Raw genomic sequence first — 3,936 nt, 5'->3', positions numbered from 1 at the left:
GCTCGGGGCCGCGCCGGATCTCGGCCTCGCGCTGACGCTGCCGCGCGCGGTCGGCGCGATGCGCGCCAAGGACATCCTGCTCACCAATCGTCGGGTCGAAGCAGAGGAAGCGCTGGCGCTCGGCATCGCCAAGCGCGTCGTGCCGGCTGACGCGCTGATGGACGAAGCGCTGAAGCTCGCCGCAGACCTCGCCGCCGGTCCCGCCACTTCGCTCGGCCTCACCAAGATGCTGGTCAACGGCGCGTTCGAGCCGATCGAACAGTTCTTCGCCCTCGAGGCCTTCGCCCAGGGCGTCGCCTTCGGCAGCACCGAATTCGCCGAAGGCGTCGCAGCCTTTCAGGAAAAGCGGAAGGCGGACTTCAGACGCTGAGAAAGCCTCGCAGAAGATACAGGCGAGCTCGGTAGCAGAGCTGTGCAGATCGGTAAGCTGGTCGCCGCGACCACACGATCATACCGACATCGCCGAGCCGCTGGGCAGTTGACCGAACTACCGCCAGGGATTGCACATTGTTTGTGCCGTGCGGACCTTCAAAGATGCCGTCCGTTCGGGCAACAATTGGCGCAGAGTTGGTGGCTAGGGTTCCGGCCTGTTTCAGGCGCTGGTCCGAGAGCTGCCCCCCGAAGGGAGAAATCCTTCGGACGCACGGCGGGACAAAAGCCCGGGAGACCTCGTAAGCCGAGGAATTGGCAAACGATGGTCCACGTCAATTCCTCATCGCGACCAGATTCTGAGGAATGATCCGATGCGGAAGACTCGTTTCCTATCTTCTCTGATCCTTGCTGGCTCGATCGTCGCGCTGAGCGTCGCCGGAGCCTCCGCCGCCCCCAAGAAGGACTTCAAGGTCGCCTGGTCGATCTATGTCGGCTGGATGCCCTGGGGTTATGCCGCCGACACCGGCATCGTGAAGAAGTGGGCGGACAAATACGGCATCACCATCGAGGTGAAGCAGTTCAACGACTACGTCGAGTCGATCAACCAATACACCGCGGGCTCCTATGACGCGGTGACCATCACCAACATGGACGCGCTGTCGATTCCCGCCGCCGGCGGCGTCGATACCACCGCGGTGATCGTCGGCGACTTCTCCAACGGCAACGACGCGGTTATCCTGAAGGACAAGAAGGACCTCGCCGCGATCAAGGGCCAGAAGGTCAATCTGGTCGAGTTCTCGGTGTCGCACTATCTGCTGGCGCGCGCGCTCGAATCCAACAAGCTGAGCGAAAAGGACGTCAAGGTGGTCAACACCTCCGACGCCGACCTCGCCGCCGCCTACAAGACGGCCGACGTCACCGCGGTGGTGACCTGGAATCCGATCGTCTCCGAAATCCTCGCCTCGCCCGACGCCCACAAGGTGTTCGACTCCTCGCAGATCCCCGGCGAAATCATGGATCTGATGGTCGCCAACACTGCGGTGGTGAAGGACAATCCGAACTTCGCCAAGGCGCTGGTCGGGATCTGGTACGAGACCATGGCGAAGATGACAGCGGAAGGCGCCGACGCCAAAGCCGCCAAGGAAGCGATGGCGAAGGCATCCGGCACCGATCTGGCCGGCTTCGAAAGCCAGCTCGCCTCGACCAAGCTGTTCAGCAAGGCCGCCGACGCCGAAGCCTTCACCAAGAGCGCTGCGATCGGCAGCACCATGGACCGTGTCCGCAAGTTCCTGTTCGACAAGGATCTGCTCGGCAAGGGCGCGAAGTCGGCCGACGCCGTGGGCATCGAGCTCGCGGACAAGAGCGTGCTCGGCGACAAGGCCAACGTGAAGCTGCGGTTCGACCCGAGCTTCATGAACGCCGCCGCGGCCGGCAAGCTGTAAGCGATCACGTCACAAGCCAAGCCGGAGCACGACGATGCGATGGGTGAACATCAGGCCTGGACGGCAACTCGCCATCTACATGGCGGCGCTGCCGTTCGTGCTGGTGATCATTGCGTATCTGCTGGGCTCCGGCGCGCGGCTTGCGGACAATCCAAACGACAAGCTGCTGCCGGCGCTGTCCAGCATGGGCCAGGCGGTCAAGCAGATGGCCTTCCAGGTCGATGCCCGCACCGGCAGCTATCTGCTGTGGTCGGACACGCTGGCGAGTCTCGAACGGCTGGGCGCGGCGCTGGCGATCTCGACCTCGCTAGCGCTCGTGTTCGGCATCGTGATCGGCCTGCTGCCGGCCGCGAATGCCCTGCTCGGGTCTTTCGTGTCGGTCACCTCGATGGTGCCGCCGCTGGCGCTGCTGCCGATCCTGTTCATCGTGATGGGTCTCGGTGAGAACTCCAAGATCGCACTGATCGTGATCGGCACGCTGCCCTGCATCATCCGCGACCTGTCGATGAAGGTGCTCGAACTGCCGCGCGAACAACTGATCAAGGCGCAGACGCTCGGTGCCTCGACCTGGCAGATCGCGCTCCGCGTGGTGCTGCCGCAGATCCTGCCGCGACTGATCGACTCGCTGCGCCTGCAACTCGGACCGGCCTGGCTGTACCTGATCGCCGCCGAAGCGATCGCCTCCGACTCAGGGCTCGGCTATCGCATCTTCCTGGTGCGGCGCTATTTGGCGATGGACGTGATCATCCCCTACGTGGTGTGGATCACGCTGCTCGCCTTCTTGATGGACCTGGCGTTGCGACTGATCCAGCGCAAAGCCTTCCCCTGGTTCGCCGCGGTGAGGGCGGAATGAGCGCGATCCGTTTCGACAACGTCTGGAAAGAGTACGGCGACCACATCGTGCTGGAGCGGATCACGCTCGACGTCGCGCCGCGCGCCTTCGTCGCGCTGGTCGGGCCATCCGGCTGCGGCAAGACCACCTTCCTGCGCATGCTGCTCGGTGAGGAGACACCGACCCGCGGCCAGATCCTGATCGATGGCCAGCCGATGCCGAGCGAACCCGACGCCGATCGCGGCGTGGTGTTCCAACGCTATTCGGTGTTTCCGCATCTCACCGTGCTCGACAACGTGCTGCTCGGCCGCGAGCTGCAGCAGTCGCGGCTGCTCGGCCGGCTGTTCGGCCGGGCACAGCGCGAGGCGACCGAGCAGGCGCTGGCGCTGCTCGAGGAGGTCGGGCTGAAGGGCCACGAGAGCAAATACCCGTCCGCGCTGTCCGGCGGAATGCAGCAGCGGCTGGCGCTTGCGCAGGCGATCATGCGCGGCCCGAAGATCCTGCTGCTCGACGAGCCGTTCGGCGCGCTCGATCCCGGCATCCGTGCCGACATCCACGTGCTGATGAAACGGCTGTGGAACGAGACCGAGCTCACCGTGGTGATGGTCACGCACGATCTGTCCGAGGCCTTCAGCCTGGCGACGCGGGTGATCGCGTTCGAGCGCAATCGCAATCGCCCCGAGGAACGCGAGCGCTACGGCGCCACGATTTCCCGCGATCTCGAAATCTTCCCACGGCGCATCGCGCAGCCGCGCACCGACCATCCAATCCGCTCCGGCCGGGACGACCCGGCCGCACAGGGAGCATGAGCCGGGACGACCCGGCATTTGTTCACCGTGAGGACAGCATGATCCTGACCGAGCAAGAGAAGGCCGAAGTCGAGGCCAACCGCCGGCGCTACGAACAGCATAAGGCGCTGGGCCAGCAACAGGCGCCGAAGGCCCTGCCGCCGCCGACGCCGCGCGACGGCGCGCCGATCGCCGCGGACGCGATCATCCATCGCGAGACCGTGCCGGGCGGCTGGTACTACGTGACCGAGCTCGGCCGCGGCGACGCGCTGCGCCTCGTCAATACCAGCGGCACGTCCTGCGTCAGCATCCAGGCTTGGAATGCGCTCGATCCGAGCGAGCGGCTGAACCACGCCGACACCATCAAGGTGCAGTGGGCCGCGTCCTTGCGCAAAGGCCGTGTGATCCTGTCCGACATGGGCCGTGCGCTGCTGTCGATCATCGAGGACACCAGCGGCGCACACGACACCATGGTGGGCGGCTCCAACGCCGCGACCAATGC

5 protein-coding genes and 1 riboswitch are annotated in these 3,936 nt (G+C 65.1%); all 5 genes read left to right on the top strand.

What is annotated here, in order from left to right; all coding sequences use genetic code 11:
* The coding region (locus DYI24_RS22780) for an enoyl-CoA hydratase/isomerase family protein (protein WP_246701351.1) at positions 1-370 on the top strand (370 nt) is incomplete at its 5' end.
* Between the two features lie 193 nt (positions 371-563).
* Positions 564-668, top strand: a riboswitch (guanidine-I (ykkC/yxkD leader).
* A 75-nt stretch (positions 669-743) separates the two neighbouring features.
* On the top strand, positions 744-1,814 hold the full coding sequence (locus DYI24_RS22775; RefSeq protein ID WP_164573951.1) for a putative urea ABC transporter substrate-binding protein: 1,071 nt from the start codon (positions 744-746) through the stop codon (positions 1,812-1,814).
* Between the two features lie 34 nt (positions 1,815-1,848).
* Positions 1,849-2,667: an ABC transporter permease gene (locus DYI24_RS22770; RefSeq protein ID WP_164573950.1), complete on the top strand. Its 819-nt coding sequence runs from the start codon at positions 1,849-1,851 to the stop codon at positions 2,665-2,667.
* Positions 2,664-3,455, top strand: coding sequence for an ABC transporter ATP-binding protein (locus DYI24_RS22765; RefSeq protein ID WP_164573949.1), 792 nt, complete (start codon positions 2,664-2,666; stop codon positions 3,453-3,455). Before DYI24_RS22770 ends, DYI24_RS22765 begins: the two co-directional genes overlap by 4 nt.
* Before the next feature lie 38 nt (positions 3,456-3,493).
* A partial coding sequence (locus DYI24_RS22760) for a DUF1989 domain-containing protein (protein WP_164573948.1) occupies positions 3,494-3,936 on the top strand: 443 nt, incomplete at its 3' end.

This window comes from Rhodopseudomonas sp. BR0C11, from assembly GCF_010820945.1.
In the GTDB taxonomy this organism is placed as follows: domain Bacteria; phylum Pseudomonadota; class Alphaproteobacteria; order Rhizobiales; family Xanthobacteraceae; genus Rhodopseudomonas; species Rhodopseudomonas palustris_H.
Note: the sequence above shows the minus strand (reverse complement) of the source record. Positions and strands in the feature narration are given on the sequence as shown.

Coding starts and splice junctions, on each gene's coding strand:
- DYI24_RS22765 (WP_164573949.1), top strand. CDS start 2,664: ATGAGCGCGATCCGTTTCGACAACGTCTGGAAAGAGTACGGCGACCAC.
- DYI24_RS22775 (WP_164573951.1), top strand. CDS start 744: ATGCGGAAGACTCGTTTCCTATCTTCTCTGATCCTTGCTGGCTCGATC.
- DYI24_RS22770 (WP_164573950.1), top strand. CDS start 1,849: ATGCGATGGGTGAACATCAGGCCTGGACGGCAACTCGCCATCTACATG.